Annotated in this window: 1 protein-coding gene; it reads left to right on the top strand. The window is 42.9% G+C overall.

All coding sequences use genetic code 11. From position 1 onward, the window contains the following. A partial coding sequence (locus tag IEW93_RS22205) for a transposase (protein ID WP_229706751.1) occupies positions 1–1227 on the top strand: 1227 nt, incomplete at both ends.

Raw genomic sequence — 1227 nt, 5'->3', positions numbered from 1 at the left:
GACGCATTGCTAAGGCGTGTGAAAACAATATTTTGTTCATGAGCGTGGCGGGTGACGTTCAGCCACATTACACATCCATAGCCAGTTTTGTGGCTAAAATGCATGAACAAATAGAACCCTTATTTACGCAAGTGCTGCTGATTTGTGATGAAGAAGGGCTCATTGGCCGCAACATGTTTGCCATCGATGGTTGTAAGTTAAAGTCAAATGCGAGCAAAGAATGGAGCGGTACATTTGATGAACTTGGCCGTAAAAAAGCAAAACTAGAACGGGCAAGCAAACGCATTATTGAGCGTCATCAAGCCCAAGATGGGTTGAGTGAAGAACTCGTCACACAAGACTTAAAACAAAAAGAAAAGTTAGATAAGAGTGCGGATAAAATCACGGCATTCCTCGCATCACACCAAGAAAAAATAGGCAGCCAAGGCAAGCCTGTGAAAAGCAATATCACCGACCCTGACAGCGCAAAGATGACCACCTCTAAAGGTACTATTCAAGGCTACAATGGTATTGCGATAAACGATGATAAACATCAAATTATCTTACAAGCACAAGCGTGGGGAAGTGTGGGGGAACAGCAAACACTCCAGCCAGCAGTCACGCAATTAACCCAACAGCTCGATAAACTTAACCCTGATAAATCCTCAAAAAAGCACACCATAAAATTCACCGCAGACAGTGGCTTTAACAGTGAGGCTAATCTGGCATTTATGGCACAAAGTGGCTTTGATACCTACATCGCAGACAATCAATTTAGAAAACGAAACCCGTTGTTTCAAGAAAGTGAAACTTACGAAACGGAGCAAGAAAAACGCAGATTAAAACGACGTAATGGCAAGCCTCGATTGTTTACTTCAGATGATTTTCATTATGACGAAGCAACGCAAACTTGCCGATGTCCGGCAGGCAATGAAATGTGGCGAAGCGGTATCAATGTTAAAAGCCATCACCAAGAATACACTCGATTTTGCGGTTATTTAAAAGATTGCAAAATTTGCCCACTGCAACAGCAATGCATGCGAAAAACGCCGATAAAAACGGGTCGGCAGGTGCAATTTAAAAATGATGTTTCACGGAAAAAGCAGAGTTACACCGACAAAATGAAAGTGAAAATAGACAGCCCAATGGGGCGGCGGCAATATAGCAAACGACTGGGCTGTATCGAACCGGTATTTGGCAATATTACGGTCAACAAAGGGATGAATAAATTGACCTTACGTGGCCAAG

Source organism: Shewanella inventionis (assembly GCF_014641855.1).
GTDB classification, from domain to species: domain Bacteria; phylum Pseudomonadota; class Gammaproteobacteria; order Enterobacterales; family Shewanellaceae; genus Shewanella; species Shewanella inventionis.
This window is presented reverse-complemented; position numbering and strand designations above follow the sequence as displayed.